A 15,235-nucleotide genomic window follows, 5' to 3' on the forward strand; every position below is an offset into this window, starting at 1 on the left:
CTTCTCCATGGGGCCATCCAACTACCAGCCCGTTTCACTCAGGGCCGATCCCATCAGGTCTGACTGGCGGGGCCACCGATCACCCCCTTGCTGTCACCCTTTTCCTGGTCACGATCGGCCGTGCCACCGGCACCCGGTTCGCTGCCACCAGTCCAGCCACCAGGCTCGCGGGGCTCACGACCTTCCATGATGTCGTTGATCTGATCCACGTCGATGGTCTCGAACTTGATCAGGGCATCGGCCATGGTATGAAGCTTGTCCATGTTGGCTTCAAGGATCTCCTTGGCACGCTCGTAGCTGGTGTCGATGACGCGACGGATCTCCTCGTCAATGGCATGCGCCGTCTCGTCGGACATCTGCTTGCGCTGGGTCACCTGGCGACCGAGGAACACCTCTCCTTCCTCCTCACCGTAGGACAGCGGACCGAGGCGGTCGGACAGGCCCCACTTGGTCACCATATTGCGGGCAATGGCCGTGGCCCGTTCGATGTCGTTGGAGGCACCCGTGGTCACCTTGTCGGCGCCGAAGATGATCTCCTCGGCGATGCGACCGCCGAACAGGGAGCAGATCTGGCTCTCAAGCCGGGTCTTGCTGTGGCTGTAGCGGTCCTCGTCGGGCAGGAACATGGTCACGCCCAGGGCACGGCCACGGGGGATGATGCTCACCTTGTAGACCGGATCATGCTCGGGCACCAGACGGCCGACGATGGCATGACCGGCCTCGTGGTAGGCGGTCAGCTTCTTCTCGTCGTCGCTCATCACCATGGACTTGCGCTCGGCGCCCATCATGATCTTGTCCTTGGCGCGCTCGAAGTCGATCATCTCCACCAGTCGCTTGTTGGAGCGCGCCGCAAACAGGGCGGCCTCGTTGACCAGGTTGGCCAGATCGGCACCGGAGAAGCCGGGGGTGCCGCGGGCGATCAGGTCGGCACGCACGTTCTCGGACAGGGGCACCTTGCGCATGTGCACCTTGAGAATCTGCTCGCGACCGCGCACATCCGGCAGGGGCACCACCACCTGGCGGTCGAAGCGACCGGGACGCAGCAGCGCCGGATCCAGCACGTCGGGACGGTTGGTGGCGGCAATGACGATGATGCCTTCGCTGCCCTCGAAGCCGTCCATTTCCACCAGCAGCTGGTTCAGGGTCTGCTCGCGCTCGTCATGACCACCCCCCAGCCCGGCGCCACGGTGACGGCCCACGGCATCGATTTCGTCGATGAAGATGATGCAGGGGGCGTGCTTCTTGGCCTGGTCGAACATGTCTCGGACCCGGGAGGCGCCCACACCCACGAACATCTCCACGAAGTCGGAACCGGAGATGCTGAAGAAGGGTACCTTGGCCTCGCCGGCAATGGCCTTGGCCAGCAGGGTCTTGCCGGTACCGGGGGAACCCACCATCAGGACGCCGCGGGGGATCTTGCCGCCCAGCTTCTGGAACTTGCTGGGGTCGCGCAGGAAGTCCACCAGCTCGGCCACGTCTTCCTTGGCCTCGTCACAACCGGCCACATCGCCGAAGGTGACCTTGATCTGGTCCTCGCTCATCATGCGGGCCTTGCTCTTGCCGAAGGACATCGCCCCCCGACCGCCGGCACCACCCTGCATCTGACGCATGAAGTAGATCCAGACCGCGATCAGCAGCAGCATGGGGAACCAGCTGATGAGGATGTCCGTCAGCAGGGATCGCTGGGCGGGTTCCTCCACGCGGATCTCCACGTTGCTGGCCAGCAGGTCGCCGATCAGGCCGGGGTCATTGGGAGCGTAGGTATTGAAACGCTCGCCGCCGATGGTACGGCCGTGGATGGTCTTGTCCTCGATGTAGACGCTGTCGATGCGTCCGGCCTTCACCTCATTGATGAATTCCGAATAGGACCAGGCCTGGGGCTGGGGTTGCGTCGGGCTGAAGTTGTTGAACACCGACATCAGCACGATGGCGATAACCGCCCAGATAATCAGGTTTTTTACCAGCTCGTTCAAGGGTCTACCTCGACTTTGTCTGTCGTGTGCTCGTGGTTCTGCTGACCTTACACCAGTTTGACGCCCCTGGCCAACGCATAAACCTCCCGCGATCGGGACCGTGACGCCTCGGGCTTGCGAATCTGCACCTTGTCGAACTGTCCGCGCAGGGTCTTCACATAGTCGTCAAAGCCCGTCCCATGGAACAGTTTGACCAGAAAATCACCACCGGGTTTCAACACCCGGCCCGCCGTATCCAGGGCCAGCTCCGCCAGATACATGGCCCGTGGCTGATCCACGGCCTCCACTCCACTGGTATTGGGGGCCATGTCACAGATTACAAGGTCTGCCGGCTCATCACCGAGGGCGGCGAGGATGGCCTGAAGGACCTCCTCCTCATGGAAATCCCCCTGGATGAACGTCACCCCCTCGATGGCATCCATGGGCAGGATGTCGGAGGCGATCACCCGCCCCTTGCGTCCTACCTCTCCGACGGCGAACTGGGTCCAGCCGCCCGGGGCGGCCCCCAGATCCAGCACCCGCATGCCGGGCCGGATGATCCGGTCACGGGCCTGGATCTCCTGCAGCTTGTAGACGGCGCGTGAACGCCAGCCTTCCTGCTGCGCCTTCTGGACGAAGGGATCGCTGAAGTGTTCCTTGAGCCAGCGGCTGCTGGTCTTGCTGCGTGCCATGGGTAAGAGTTTCCGGGGTTGCTTCCCTATTCTGAAGTCGGGACCACCGGACAATAATGCCTGGGGCCGGACTCCTACAGCGGGTGTGTGCATGCTAGACTGAGCGACTTGAGGAACGGCCTGCATGCCCCGGCTGTCCCGTCACCTCGCGGGATGCTCCCGCGTCCTGGTTATTCTTGCGGATTTTTCCCTGACATGCCCATCGAAAGACACATCAAGCACCTGCGTGCCCTGGCGCACTCCCGTAAACCCGTGGTCAGCCTGGGCCGCAACGGCCTCACCGAACCGGTCATGGAGGAAATTCGCAAGGCGCTGGACCATCATGAGCTCATCAAGATCAAGGTGGCCATCGGCGACCGGGAGCAGCGGGACGCGGCAATCCAGGACATCTGCGGAAAGACCGGAGCAGAACTGGTACAGCGGGTGGGATTCATCGCCACCCTGTTCCGGCGCAACCCGGACAAGCCGGTGATCGAACTTCCCTGAGCGTCCCGGCCCTTCTCCCTGACGGGAGAAGGGCCGGCCGTGGCCATTCAGCGGTAGTGTACCGCCACGATCTCGAAGTGCTTTTCTCCGCCCGGGGCACTGAAGTGGATCTCATCACCTTCATGCTTGCCGATCAGGGCCCGGGCGATGGGTGAATTCACCGAAATCAGGCCCGCCTTGATGTCGGCCTCGTCGTCACCCACGATCTGATAGGTGACTTCCGCATCCGAGTCCAGATCCAGCAGCTCCACCGTGGCACCAAAAACCACCTTGCCGCCGGCGTTGAGGGTGGTCACATCAATGATCTGGGCATTGGACAGCTTGGCCTCCAGATCCTTGATGCGCCCCTCGATGAAGCCCTGCTGCTCACGGGCGGCGTGGTATTCGGCATTCTCTTTCAGATCGCCGTGGGCACGAGCCTCTGCGATGGCGGCGATCACCCGCGGACGATCCTCGCTCTTGAGACGCTGCAATTCCGACTTGAGCAATTCAGCCCCGCGTACCGTCAAAGGTGTCTTGCTCATGAGCAGGTCTCCTTGTGCATGTCCTGCAGGCAGTACACCCGGTCACTGTCCAGGTACTCCAGGGCCTGGACAGTGGCATAGGCGCCAGCCAGCGTGGTGGTATAGGTCACCTTGTGCTGCAGCGCTTCACGACGGATGGTGAAGGAATCCGCAATGGCCTGCTTGCCTTCGGTGGTGTTGATGATCAGGCTGATCTCGTCGTTCTTGATCATGTCGACGATATGAGGCCGACCTTCGGTCACCTTGTTGATGCGTTCGCAGGCCACACCGGCATCTTCCAGGGTCTGGGCGGTGCCGTGGGTGGCGATCAGCTCGAAGCCGCGGGCCACCAGATCCTTCGCCACCCGGATGATGCCGGGCTTGTCCACCTCGCGCACACTGATGAAGGCCTTGCCGGTCTCGGGCATCCTGACACCGGCACCCAGCTGGCTCTTGGCAAAGGCCTCGGGGAAATTGCGGCCCATGCCCATGACCTCGCCGGTGGACTTCATCTCGGGGCCGAGGATGGGGTCCACGCCGGGGAACTTGATGAAGGGGAAGACCGCCTCCTTCACCGAGTAGTAGTCGGGCACCACGGTTTCGGTGGCACCCTGCTCCACCAGGGAGCGGCCGGCCATGCAGCGGGCGGCGATCTTGGCCAGGGGCATGCCGATGGCCTTGGAGACGAAGGGCACGGTACGGGAGGCACGGGGGTTCACCTCCAGCACGAAGATGCGGTCCCGCTGGATGGCGAACTGGGTGTTCATCAGACCCACCACGCCCAGGGCCAGCGCCATCTTGCGCACCTGTTCAGCGATCTGGTTCTGCAGATCCATGCTCAGACTGTAGGGCGGCAGGGAACAGGCGGAGTCACCGGAGTGCACGCCGGCCTGTTCGATATGCTGCATGATGCCGCCGATGAGCACGTCCTTGCCGTCACAGATGGCATCCACGTCCACTTCCACGGCATCGTCCAGGAAGCGGTCCAGCAGCACCGGGGCGTCATTGGACACCTTCACCGCGTCGCGCATGTAGCGGCGCAGGTCGGTTTCGTTGTAGACGATCTCCATGGCACGGCCACCCAGCACGTAGGAAGGACGCACCACCACCGGATAGCCAATGGCCTCCGCATGGCGTACCGCCTCGTCCACGCTGCGGGCGGTGCGGTTGGGGGGCTGGGCCAGCTCCAGCTTCTCGATCAGCTGCTGGAAGCGTTCCCGGTCCTCCGCCAGATCGATGCAGTCCGGAGTGGTGCCGATCACCGGCGCACCGGCGGCCTCCAGGTCCCGGGCCAGCTTCAACGGGGTCTGGCCGCCGAACTGGATGATGATGCCCTTGGGCTTCTCCAGGTGCACGATCTCCAGCACGTCCTCCAGGGTCAGCGGCTCGAAGAACAGCCGGTCGGAGGTATCGTAGTCGGTGGAGACGGTTTCCGGATTGCAGTTGACCATGATGGTCTCATAGCCATCCTCGCGCATGGCCAGGGCGGCGTGCACGCAGCAGTAGTCGAATTCGATCCCCTGCCCGATCCGGTTGGGGCCGCCGCCCAGGACCATGATCTTCTCACGGCCGGAGGGGTTGGCCTCGCACTCCTCCTCATAGGTGGAGTACATGTAGTCGGTGGTGGAAGCAAACTCCGCGGCACAGGAGTCCACCCGCTTGTAGACGGGGTGGATGCCCAGCTCGTGGCGGTAGGTGCGCACGGTCCGCTCCGTCTCGTCGAGCAGCTTGGCCAGGCGGCGGTCGGAGAAACCGTACTGCTTGATCGTGAACAGGGCCTGACGGTCCAGATCCTTCAGGGACTTGGTCTTGAGGTCCTGCTCGATGTCCACCAGTTCCTGGATCTGGGCCAGGAACCAGGGATCGATGCGGCTGAGTTCATGCACCTGTTCCAGGGTCAGGCCGAAGCGGAAGGCATCGGCCACGTACCAGATGCGCTCGGGGCCGGCATCGGCCAGCTCGCTGCGAATGATGGACTCGGCATCTTCCGCGTTGTTCAGGTCCACCACCTCGTTAAGGCCGTCGCTGCCGGTTTCCAGGCTGCGCAGGGCCTTCTGGAAGGATTCCTGGAAGGTGCGGCCGATGGCCATGGCCTCGCCCACGGACTTCATCTGGGTGGTCAGCTTGGCCTTGGCGCTGGGGAACTTCTCGAAGGTGAACCGGGGGATCTTGGTCACCACGTAGTCGATGGAGGGCTCGAAGGAGGCCGGGGTCACGCCGCCGGTGATCTCGTTGCGCAGCTCATCCAGGGTGAAACCCACGGCCAGCTTGGCCGCCACCTTGGCGATGGGGAAGCCGGTGGCCTTGGAGGCCAGGGCCGAGGAACGGGATACCCGGGGGTTCATCTCGATGACCACCAGGCGCCCGTCCTCCGGGTTCACGGCGAACTGCACGTTGGAACCACCGGTGTCCACGCCGATCTTGCGCAGCACCGCCAGGGAGGCGTTGCGCATGATCTGGTATTCCTTGTCCGTCAGGGTCTGGGCCGGGGCCACGGTGATGGAGTCACCGGTATGCACACCCATGGGGTCCAGATTCTCGATGGAGCAGATGATGATGCAGTTGTCCGCGCGGTCGCGAACCACCTCCATCTCGTACTCCTTCCAGCCCAGCACGGATTCCTCCACCTGTACCTCGTTGACCGGAGACAGGTCCAGGCCGCGCTTGACGATCTCTTCGTATTCTTCCCGGTTGTAGGCAATGCCACCGCCGCTTCCACCCATGGTGAAGGAGGGACGGATGATGATGGGATAACCGATCTCCGGCTGCACCCGCTGGGCCTCTTCCCAGCTGTTGACCATGAAGGCCATGGGCGAGGCCAGACCGATCTCGTCCATGGCCTGACGGAAGCGCTCCCGGTCCTCGGCCATGTCGATGGCGTCTTCGGTGGCGCCGATCAGTTCCACGCCGAACTTTTCCAGCACGCCGTTGCGGGCCAGGTCAAGGGCACAGTTGAGGGCGGTCTGTCCGCCCATGGTGGGCAGTACGGCGTCCGGGCGCTCCCGCTCGATGATGCGGGCGACGGTCTTCCACTCCACCGGCTCGATGTAGACGGCGTCGGCCATCTCCGGATCGGTCATGATGGTGGCGGGGTTGGAGTTGACCAGGATGACCCGGTAACCCTCTTCGCGCAGGGCCTTGCAGGCCTGGGCCCCGGAGTAGTCGAATTCACAGGCCTGGCCGATGACTATGGGGCCGGCGCCTATGATGAGGATGCTCTGGATGTCGGTTCTCTTTGGCATGCGTGTCCTACCGTGAACAGCCCGGCGCCATTGACGGCGCCGGCGGGCAAAATGTGGGGCGATTTATGGGTCGGATCAGGTGCCGAAGCAGCGCCATCCAAGTCGGTACGAGCAGGCCCGGACGATGCTTGGAAAGTACTTCATGACACGCCGAGTCCTCAGCCCTGACGGGCTCGCATCATGTCGATGAACCGGTCGAACTGCGGCGCCACGTCCTCGGGACCGGGGCTTGCCTCCGGGTGTCCCTGGAAGCTCAGGGCCGGACCGTCGGTCAGTTCGATACCCTGCAGGGTACCATCGAACAGGGAACGGTGGCTGGCGCGGGCATTGGCCGGCAGGGTCTTTTCGTCGATGGCAAAACCGTGGTTCTGGCTGGAGATCATCACCTTGCAGGTGGCCAGATCCTGAACGGGATGATTGGCGCCATGATGGCCGAACTTCATCTTCATGGACTTCGCACCCACGGACAGCCCCAGCAGCTGATGACCCAGACAGATGCCGTAAAGGGGAATACTCTTTTCCAGCAGCCCCTGGATGCCGCGGATGGCGTAATCACAGGGCGCCGGATCACCGGGGCCATTGGAAAGCAGGACGCCGTCCGGATTCAGGGCCAGGATCTCCTCGGCGGTACTGGTGCCGGGCACCACGGTGACACGGCAGCCCCGATCCACCAGCAGCCGCAGCATGTTGCGCTTGACGCCGAAGTCGTAGCAGACCACGTGGAAGGGTCGGTCGGCCGGTCCCTGCCGATAGCCCTCGCCCAGGGTCCAGCTGCCCTCACTCCATGCATAAGGCGTTGCCGTGGTGACGGTCTTCGCCAGATCCATGCCGTTGATGCCGGGGAAAGCACGCGCGGCCTCCAGGGCCTTGGCCTCGTCCACCTCGCCGGCCATGATGCAGCCGTTCTGGGCGCCCTTTTCCCGCAGCAGCCGGGTCAGACGACGGGTATCCACGCCGGTGATGGCGACGATGCCGTGGCGCTTGAGGTAATCGGGCAGGGTTTCGGTGGCACGCCAGTTGGACATGCGCCCGGGCACATGGCGGACGATCAATCCGGCGGCCTGCGGGCCTTCGGCTTCCTCATCCTCGGGATTGATACCAGTGTTGCCGATGTGGGGATAGGTGAGCGTCACCATCTGACGCGAATAGGAAGGATCCGTGAGGATTTCCTGATAACCGGTCATGGATGTATTGAACACGACTTCACCCACGGTGGTTCCTTCCGCACCCAGGGCGTAACCGCGAAACAGACTGCCATCTTCCAAAGCCAGCAAGGCGGGTGTGGTTCTCAAAGAGTCCTCCGGCACACATAGAAACAGGGCGGGTTGGGGGACCCAACCAGCCCTGTCAGGGATTTCAAGACCTGTTGAATGGCCTGGATTCTAGCGGATCGGGGCCATTTCGTCCAATGAGCCCCGCCACCGGGGGCGCACTCAACCGGCCAGTCCCAGCACGTCCTGCATATCGTACAACCCTGCCGGGCGGCCATTGAGCCAGGCGGCGGCACGCATGGCGCCCTTGGCGAAGGTCATGCGGCTGGAGGCCTTGTGAGTGATCTCCACCCGCTCCCCGAGACCGGCAAACATCACCGTGTGCTCGCCCACGATGTCTCCGGCCCGGATGGTCTCAAACCCGATGGTCTGCCGATCCCGCTCTCCCGTCACCCCTTCCCGTCCATAGACGGCACAGGTCTTGAGGTCACGCCCCAGGGCATCCGCCACCACCTCGCCCATGCGCAGGGCAGTACCTGAAGGGGCATCCACCTTGTGCCGGTGATGGGCCTCGACGATCTCGATATCCACTTCGTCACCCAGCACCCGGGCCGCCAGATCCAGCAGCTTGAGGCACAGATTGACCCCCACACTCATGTTGGGCGCAAAGACCACGGGAATGTCCTCGGCGGCCTTGCGGATCACAGCCTTTTGATCATCGGTGAATCCGGTGGTTCCGATCACCATGGCCTTCCCGGCCCGACGACAGATCTCCAGATGGGCCAGGGTACCCTCCGGGCGGGTGAAATCCACCAGGACATCAAACCGCTCCACCGCAGCCGCCGGATCCGGCTCCAGGATCACCCCCAGACGTCCCAGACCGGCCAGTTCACCGACATCGGAACCCAGCAGGGAACTGGAAGGCATCTCCGTGGCCACGGAAGGCTCCAGCCCCGGAGCCAGGACCGCCGCCTCGATCAGGGTGCGCCCCATGCGCCCACCGGCGCCGACAATGGCTACGCGTACCGCACTCATGACTTTCTCCAGAACTTGAGATCTTCAAAGAAACCCTTCACCCCATCCAGCCAGCCCTCATGCTGGGGGCTGTGCTTCTGGCCACCCATCTTCATGGAGGCATCGAACTGCTGCAGCAACTCCTTCTGTTCCTTGGTGAGGTTCACCGGAGTCTCCACCTTGACACTGCAGATCAGATCACCCTCGGCGCCCCCGTGCACGGACTTGACGCCCTTGCCCCGCAGACGGAACAGACGGCCGGTCTGGGTCTCGGCGGGGATCTTCAGGGCCACCCGTCCCTTGAGGGTGGGAATCTCCAGGTCTCCCCCCAGGGTGGCAGTGGCAAAACTGATGGGCACCTCGCAGAACAGCTCGCTGCCCTTGCGGGTGAACAGCTTGTGGGGTTTGACATGGACCTGGACATACAAATCCCCGGGTGGGCCGCCATTGACACCGGCTTCCCCTTCTCCGGACAAACGGATACGGTCGCCGCTGTCCACGCCGGCCGGGATGGCCACGCTCAGGGTGCGACGCTCCTCCACCCGCCCCTGTCCCCGGCAGGTGCCGCAGGGCTTGGCGATGATCTTGCCGGTGCCGCGACACCGGGGGCAGGTCTGCTGCACCGAAAAGAAACCCTGCTGCATGCGTACGCGGCCCATTCCACCGCAGGTGGGGCAGGCCTCGGGGCTGGTGCCCGGCTCGGCGCCGGAACCGTTACAGGCCTTGCAGCTCACCAGGGTGGGGACGCGGATCTTCACCTCGGTACCGAAGACGGCCTCTTCCAGGGTCATCTCCAGGTTGTACTGCAGATCCGCGCCGCGGAAGGCGTTGCTGCCGCCACGCCCGCCGGCACCGCCGAAGATGTCGCCGAACAGATCCTCGAAGATGTCACTGAAACTGGCTCCCCCCGGTCCTCCACGACCGGCGGCGGAGGCGCCTTCCACACCGGCATGGCCAAACTGGTCGTAGGCGGCCCGCTTGCGGGCATCGGACAGCACCTCATAGGCCTCCTTGGCCTCCTTGAAGTGTTCTTCCGCCTGCTTGTCGCCGGGGTTCCGGTCGGGATGATATTTCATGGCCAACCGGCGGAAGGCCTTCTTGAGTGCGTCCTCGCTGGCGTTCTTCGCCACCCCCAGGACTTCGTAATAGTCGCGTTTTGCCATGATTTCCGTGGGTCTTGCAGAAACGTTAAAGCCCGCGGACCGGCACATGCCCCTGTTGCGGGCATCCGCCGGTCAACGGACCCGGATGACGAGGAAAAGGCCCGTCCTGGGACGGGCCCCTTGGCCGTTACTTCTTCTTATCGTCCACTTCTTCGAACTCGGCGTCCACCACATCGTCCTGGGTACCCTTGGTGCCGGCCTGGCCCTGGGCATTGTCGGCGCCTCCGGCGGCCTCGCCCTCGGCCTGCTGGGCATACATGCGCTCGGCCAGCTTGCCGGAGGCCTCGGCCAGTTTCTGGGTACGGTCTTCGATGACCGCCTTGTCGTCACCCTTCATGGCATCCCGCAGGGCGCTGATGGCGGACTCGATGGCGCTCTTCTCGCCGGCCTCCACCTTGTCGCCCATGTCCTTGAGGGTCTTCTCCACCGAATGGATCAGGTTATCGGCCTGATTGCGCACACCCACCAGTTCGTGGAAGCGCTTGTCTTCCTCGGCGTGGGCCTCGGCGTCCTTGACCATGCGCTCGATTTCGTCATCGTTCAGACCGGAAGAGGCCTTGATGACGATGGACTGCTGCTTGCCGGTGGCCTTGTCCTTGGCGGACACGTTGAGGATACCGTTGGCGTCGATGTCGAACACCACCTCGATCTGGGGCACGCCGCGGGGGGCCGGCGGGATGTCCGCCAGATCAAAGCGACCCAGGGACTTGTTGGCATGGGCCACTTCGCGCTCACCCTGCAGCACGTGCACCGTCACCGCGGTCTGATTGTCCTCGGCGGTGGAAAACACCTGGGAGGCCTTGGTGGGGATGGTGGTGTTCTTCTCGATCAGCTTGGTCATCACGCCGCCCAGGGTCTCGATGCCCAGGGACAGGGGGGTGACGTCCAGCAGCAGCACGTCCTTGACGTCGCCGCCCAGCACGCCGCCCTGGATCGCAGCGCCCACCGCCACCGCCTCGTCGGGGTTGACGTCGCGACGGGGTTCCTTGCCGAAGAAGTCCTTCACCGCCTCCTGCACCTTGGGCATGCGGGTCTGGCCGCCCACCAGGATCACGTCGTCGATCTGGGACACAGACAGGCCGGCATCCTTCAGGGCCACCTTGCAGGGCTCGATGGTGCGCTTGACCAGTTCTTCCACCAGGGCTTCCAGCTTGGCACGGGACACCTTGATGTTCAGGTGCTTGGGTCCGGTGTTGTCGGCGGTGATGTACGGCAGGTTGACGTCGGTCTGCTGGCTGGAGGAAAGCTCGATCTTGGCCTTTTCGGCGGCCTCCTTCAGACGCTGCATGGCCAGCGGGTCACCGGTCAGATCGATGCCCTGCTCCTTCTTGAACTCGGCCGCCAGGTATTCGATCAGGCGGGAGTCGAAGTCCTCGCCGCCCAGGAAGGTGTCACCGTTGGTGGCCAGCACCTCGAACTGGTGCTCGCCGTCCACTTCGGCGATCTCGATGATGGAGATGTCGAAGGTACCACCGCCCAGGTCATAGACCGCCACCTTGCTGTCACCGCGCTTCTTGTCCAGGCCGTAGGCCAGGGCAGCGGCGGTGGGCTCGTTGATGATGCGACGGACTTCCAGACCGGCGATCTTGCCGGCGTCCTTGGTGGCCTGACGCTGGGAGTCGTTGAAGTAGGCCGGCACGGTGATCACTGCCTCGGTGACCGGCTCGCCCAGGTAGTCCTCGGCGGTCTTCTTCATCTTCTGCAGCACGCGGGCGGAGATTTCCGGAGCGGCCATCTTCTTGCCGCGCACGTCCACCCAGGCGTCACCGTTGTCCGCCTTGACGATCTTGTAGGGCACCAGCTTGATGTCCTTCTGCACTTCGGGTTCTTCGAAGCGGCGCCCGATCAGGCGCTTGACCGCAAACAGGGTGTTCTGGGGATTGGTCACCGCCTGGCGCTTGGCGGACTGGCCCACCAGCACCTCGCCATCTTCGGCGAAGGCCACGATGGAGGGAGTGGTACGACCGCCCTCGGCGTTTTCAATGACCTTGGCATTGCCGCCTTCCATGATGGCGACGCAGGAATTGGTCGTGCCCAGGTCGATACCGATGATCTTGCCCATGTGTGTCTCCAAAAGTGTTCAGGTTTCTGTCAATGCCGTGAATCCGGGATTACCCGCTTGATGGGGGTGCCGCCGGGCCTTTTCAAGCCCCGGCGAAAAATCCGTCCCTCCGGGTCATTCGCTTCCGGCCGCCGGTGCCTTGCTGACAATCACCATGGCAGGGCGCAGCAGACGATCATTGAGGGCATACCCCTTCTGCAGCACGGCCATGACGGTGTTGGGCTCCAGTTCGGCGTTTTCCTGCATGGACATGGCCTGATGACGCTCCGGATCGAAGCGCTGGCCGGCGGGGTCCACCATCTCGATACCCTGCTTGGCCATCACCTGTTCAAGCATCTTCAGGGTCAGCTCCGTGCCTTCGCGGATCTTGTTCAGGTCGGCCTCGCTCCGGGCGGCGTCCAGACCCATTTCCAGGCTGTCCTTCACCGGCAGCAGTTCACCGGCGAAGCGTTCCAGGGCGTACTTGTGGGCGTTTTCCACATCCCGGCTCATGCGCTTGCGCAGGTTATCCAGCTCCGCCTGGGCGCGCACCAGCTTGTCCCAGTGCTCCTGGGCCTGTTTTTGTGCGTCTTCCAGCTGCTTGAGCAGCGCTCCGGGGCTGAATTCCGGCGCCTTCTCTTCAGGAGCCGCGGGGGCCTGGTCATGCTGGGGGTTTTCGACTTGTTCCTCGTTCGCCATGGAAAGCTCCGATCCGCTCATGTCTTGGTGTAATCCGGCAAAAGCAACCACTCACCGGCGATGATCCGATGAGCACATGCCCTTGTATGTGGGACTTCAGTTACGGGAATTCAAGGCCGCGCCCAGCAGCCTGGCGGTGATGTCCACCACCGGGATAATGCGCTCGTAGGCCATGCGGGTGGGGCCGATCACCCCCAGCACACCCACGATCCGGCCACCCACGCTGTAGGGGGCCGTCACCACGCTGCAGTCATCCAACACCTGATGTCCCGACTCCTGGCCGATGAAGATCTGGACCCCTTCGGCACTGATGCAATTATCCAGCAGGGTGAGCAACTGTCTTTTTTCGGTGAAGGCCTCGAACAGGTTGCGCAATTTCTCCACGCTGGAAAGTTCCGCGTAGTCCATGAGATGGATCTGACCGGCAAAGACCAGATCATCCGTGCCTTCATCGTCGCAAAAGGCCTTTTCCCCCAGCTCGATGGCGGCCAGCATGAGGGTGTTCATGTGCTCGCGGACGGCCTTCATTTCTTTGAGGATTTGCTCCCGGGCCTGCCGCAGGTCCCGCCCGACCAGATGTTGATTGAGATAATTCGCCATCTGCTGCAGCTCGGCATGGGAATACTCCCGGTCCAGCTCCAGGATGCGGTTCTGCACCTCCCGCTTGTTCATGACCAGGATCGCCAGCACCTGGCGCCCGGACAGCTTGAGAAATTCGATCTGGCTCAGGGCGGCATGATCCCGCCGCGGCACCCTGACCATCCCGGCCATCTGGGTAATGGCCGAAAGCAGGTCCGAGGCGGACTCCACCAGGGCCTTGGTATCCATGTCGGGGGTGAGACGCTGTTTGAGCGTGCGCACCTCGGCACTGTCCAGGGGCTTGACCTCCAGCAGGGAATCCACGAACAGGCGATAACCCAGGGAGGTGGGAATCCGTCCCGCCGAGGTATGGGGGGAACTGACCAGCCCCAGATCTTCCAGATCCGCCATGACATTGCGAATGGAAGCCGGGCTGAGATCCAGACCGGCGGTACGGGCCAGGGTCCGGGAGCCCACCGGCTGCCCATCGCGCACATAGCTCTCCACCAGCGCCCGCAGCAACAGCCGGGCACGTTCGGACAGGGCCTGTGATTGTGTTTTCGGGGATGTTTTCATGGTCCACCCTGGCACTCGTTGAGTGTGAGTGCCAGACAGCGCATGTTACTCAAGGAAGCGGCGGGTGGCTAGCCTGTCGGCACTCGCCACCTGCCACGCATTTCCACCATAATCCCTGACATGAATCTTTCCTTCCACACCATCGGCATCATTGCCAAGACCCAGGAGCAGCGCCTGGGGCACATCCTGGAGGCCCTGATCGGGCATCTGCAACACCATCAGCGCCGCATCCTGCTGGATGACAGCGTGCTGCCCTGGCTGGACGCCCCCCCTGCCGGAGAACCGGTAACACGGGCACAAATGGCCGCCGAGGCGGATCTGGCCATCGTGGTGGGCGGTGACGGCACCTTCCTGGGCGCGGCCCGCACCCTGGTGGATGCCGAGGTGCCGTTGCTGGGCATCAATGCCGGACGCCTGGGTTTCCTGGTTGACGTCTCCCCCCACGAAATGCTGGGGCGACTGGACGAGATCCTTTCCGGACTCTATGTGGAAGACCGGCGCAGCATGCTGCATGCCCGCCTGATGCGGGGAGATGACGTGGTGGCGGCCCAGGACGCCCTGAACGACGTGGTCATGCACATTCGTGACGCCGTACGCATGATCGAGTTCGATACCTGGATCAACGGCCGTTTCGTCAACACCCAACGGGCCGACGGCATGGTGGTGGCCACTCCCACCGGCTCCACCGCCTATGCCCTGTCAGGTGGTGGCCCCATCCTCTCCCCCTGCCTGGAAGCCGTGGTCATGGTACCGATCTGTCCTCACGGCCTGAGCAATCGCCCCTTGGTGGTGCCGGCCGCCAATCGCATCGAGATTGCCGTGAACGAGCATAGCCGCACCCGGGCGCAGGTGGCCTTCGATGGCCAGGACACCTTCGACATGGAGCCCCTGGACCGGATCGTGATCGAACCCAAGCCCCATAAGCTGCGACTGATTCATCCCACCGGCTATGACTACCTGCAGATCCTGAGGGTGAAACTGGGGTGGGGGGAACAACCCTGAATACTGTTCAAACATACATTAAAATTCCCCTTCCCCCCTTCCTTCCGGGAGATTTACTCTTTAATCTCTCACGGT

Annotated in this window: 12 protein-coding genes; 2 read left to right on the top strand and 10 right to left on the bottom strand. The window is 63.2% G+C overall.

The window, feature by feature from the left end; genetic code table 11:
* Positions 1-53: 53 nt before the first annotated feature.
* Both ftsH and rlmE read right to left on the bottom strand, forming a co-directional pair.
* Positions 54-1,973 (bottom strand): ATP-dependent zinc metalloprotease FtsH, encoded by a 1,920-nt coding sequence (ftsH, locus tag CKO35_RS03260; protein WP_200172589.1) that lies wholly within the window; start codon positions 1,971-1,973, stop codon positions 54-56.
* A gap of 47 nt (positions 1,974-2,020) precedes the next feature.
* Positions 2,021-2,644: a 23S rRNA (uridine(2552)-2'-O)-methyltransferase RlmE gene (rlmE, locus tag CKO35_RS03265; protein ID WP_200172591.1), complete on the bottom strand. Its 624-nt coding sequence runs from the start codon at positions 2,642-2,644 to the stop codon at positions 2,021-2,023.
* Positions 2,645-2,839: 195 nt separating this feature from the next.
* Here rlmE and yhbY point away from each other — a divergent pair, with 195 nt between their 5' ends.
* The gene (gene yhbY, locus CKO35_RS03270; protein WP_200172593.1) at positions 2,840-3,130 is read left to right on the top strand and encodes a ribosome assembly RNA-binding protein YhbY; all 291 of its coding nucleotides are present in this window, start codon (positions 2,840-2,842) and stop codon (positions 3,128-3,130) included.
* A gap of 47 nt (positions 3,131-3,177) precedes the next feature.
* Here yhbY and greA read toward each other — a convergent pair whose 3' ends face one another.
* From greA to hrcA, 8 genes are all read right to left on the bottom strand, one after another.
* Positions 3,178-3,654 carry a transcription elongation factor GreA gene (gene greA / locus CKO35_RS03275; RefSeq protein ID WP_200172595.1) on the bottom strand — a complete coding sequence of 159 codons (477 nt, stop codon included), beginning with the start codon at positions 3,652-3,654 and terminating at the stop codon, positions 3,178-3,180.
* Positions 3,651-6,875 (bottom strand): carbamoyl-phosphate synthase large subunit, encoded by a 3,225-nt coding sequence (gene carB, locus CKO35_RS03280; protein WP_200172604.1) that lies wholly within the window; start codon positions 6,873-6,875, stop codon positions 3,651-3,653. Before carB ends, greA begins: the two co-directional genes overlap by 4 nt.
* A 158-nt stretch (positions 6,876-7,033) precedes the next feature.
* Positions 7,034-8,167 (bottom strand): glutamine-hydrolyzing carbamoyl-phosphate synthase small subunit, encoded by a 1,134-nt coding sequence (gene carA / locus CKO35_RS03285; RefSeq protein ID WP_200172612.1) that lies wholly within the window; start codon positions 8,165-8,167, stop codon positions 7,034-7,036.
* 141 nt (positions 8,168-8,308) lie between these two features.
* Positions 8,309-9,121 carry a 4-hydroxy-tetrahydrodipicolinate reductase gene (dapB, locus tag CKO35_RS03290; protein WP_200172615.1) on the bottom strand — a complete coding sequence of 271 codons (813 nt, stop codon included), beginning with the start codon at positions 9,119-9,121 and terminating at the stop codon, positions 8,309-8,311.
* The gene (gene dnaJ / locus CKO35_RS03295; protein ID WP_200172617.1) at positions 9,118-10,263 is read right to left on the bottom strand and encodes a molecular chaperone DnaJ; all 1,146 of its coding nucleotides are present in this window, start codon (positions 10,261-10,263) and stop codon (positions 9,118-9,120) included. Before dnaJ ends, dapB begins: the two co-directional genes overlap by 4 nt.
* A gap of 127 nt (positions 10,264-10,390) precedes the next feature.
* Positions 10,391-12,325: a molecular chaperone DnaK gene (gene dnaK, locus CKO35_RS03300; RefSeq protein WP_200172624.1), complete on the bottom strand. Its 1,935-nt coding sequence runs from the start codon at positions 12,323-12,325 to the stop codon at positions 10,391-10,393.
* Positions 12,326-12,439: 114 nt separating this feature from the next.
* Positions 12,440-13,003 carry a nucleotide exchange factor GrpE gene (grpE, locus tag CKO35_RS03305; RefSeq protein ID WP_200172626.1) on the bottom strand — a complete coding sequence of 188 codons (564 nt, stop codon included), beginning with the start codon at positions 13,001-13,003 and terminating at the stop codon, positions 12,440-12,442.
* A 96-nt stretch (positions 13,004-13,099) separates the two neighbouring features.
* On the bottom strand, positions 13,100-14,158 hold the full coding sequence (gene hrcA, locus CKO35_RS03310) for a heat-inducible transcriptional repressor HrcA (protein WP_200172628.1): 1,059 nt from the start codon (positions 14,156-14,158) through the stop codon (positions 13,100-13,102).
* 120 nt (positions 14,159-14,278) lie between these two features.
* Here hrcA and CKO35_RS03315 point away from each other — a divergent pair, with 120 nt between their 5' ends.
* Positions 14,279-15,160, top strand: a complete 882-nt coding sequence (locus CKO35_RS03315; RefSeq protein ID WP_200172630.1) for an NAD(+) kinase — start codon at positions 14,279-14,281, stop codon at positions 15,158-15,160.
* The last annotated feature ends 75 nt before the right edge of the window (positions 15,161-15,235 follow it).

This window comes from Ectothiorhodospira shaposhnikovii, from assembly GCF_016584105.1.
Taxonomy (GTDB): domain Bacteria; phylum Pseudomonadota; class Gammaproteobacteria; order Ectothiorhodospirales; family Ectothiorhodospiraceae; genus Ectothiorhodospira; species Ectothiorhodospira shaposhnikovii.

What these genes read in the sequence shown, in the direction of transcription:
- rlmE (WP_200172591.1), bottom strand. Translation starts at nt 2,644, where the DNA reads ATGGCACGCAGCAAGACCAGCAGCCGCTGGCTCAAGGAACACTTCAGC.
- dnaJ (WP_200172617.1), bottom strand. Translation starts at nt 10,263, where the DNA reads ATGGCAAAACGCGACTATTACGAAGTCCTGGGGGTGGCGAAGAACGCC.
- hrcA (WP_200172628.1), bottom strand. Translation starts at nt 14,158, where the DNA reads ATGAAAACATCCCCGAAAACACAATCACAGGCCCTGTCCGAACGTGCC.
- CKO35_RS03315 (WP_200172630.1), top strand. Translation starts at nt 14,279, where the DNA reads ATGAATCTTTCCTTCCACACCATCGGCATCATTGCCAAGACCCAGGAG.
- greA (WP_200172595.1), bottom strand. Translation starts at nt 3,654, where the DNA reads ATGAGCAAGACACCTTTGACGGTACGCGGGGCTGAATTGCTCAAGTCG.
- grpE (WP_200172626.1), bottom strand. Translation starts at nt 13,003, where the DNA reads ATGGCGAACGAGGAACAAGTCGAAAACCCCCAGCATGACCAGGCCCCC.
- dnaK (WP_200172624.1), bottom strand. Translation starts at nt 12,325, where the DNA reads ATGGGCAAGATCATCGGTATCGACCTGGGCACGACCAATTCCTGCGTC.
- yhbY (WP_200172593.1), top strand. Translation starts at nt 2,840, where the DNA reads ATGCCCATCGAAAGACACATCAAGCACCTGCGTGCCCTGGCGCACTCC.
- dapB (WP_200172615.1), bottom strand. Translation starts at nt 9,121, where the DNA reads ATGAGTGCGGTACGCGTAGCCATTGTCGGCGCCGGTGGGCGCATGGGG.
- carB (WP_200172604.1), bottom strand. Translation starts at nt 6,875, where the DNA reads ATGCCAAAGAGAACCGACATCCAGAGCATCCTCATCATAGGCGCCGGC.